This window comes from Tolypothrix sp. VBCCA 56010, from assembly GCF_050875635.1.
Lineage (GTDB): Bacteria > Cyanobacteriota > Cyanobacteriia > Cyanobacteriales > Nostocaceae > Hassallia.
Genome location: NZ_JBPAOH010000525.1, coordinates 1 through 237, shown reverse-complemented (window position 1 = coordinate 237; position 237 = coordinate 1). Strand labels below are relative to the sequence as shown.

At 51.9% G+C, this 237-nt stretch carries 1 pseudogene; it reads left to right on the top strand.

Annotated features, from left to right (window positions below):
• Positions 1-237 (top strand): annotated as a pseudogene (locus tag AABK37_RS42210) (WD40 repeat domain-containing protein); the annotation flags it as partial.

The following is a 237-nucleotide window of genomic DNA, read 5'->3' as shown; positions in this document are numbered from 1 at the left end:
GATGTGGCAACAGCCAAACTTTCGCAAACCCTGACTGGGCAAAGCTACTCGGTCAATAGCGTCGCTTTTAGCCCCGATGGCAAAACCTTGGCTTCTGGCAGTGGTGACAACACCTTGGCTTCTAGCATTAATGGCAACACCATCAAACTCTGGGATGTGGCTACAGGCAAACTTTCGCAAACCCTGACTGGGCATAGCAACTTGGTCAGGAGCGTCGCTTTTAGCCCCGATGGCAAA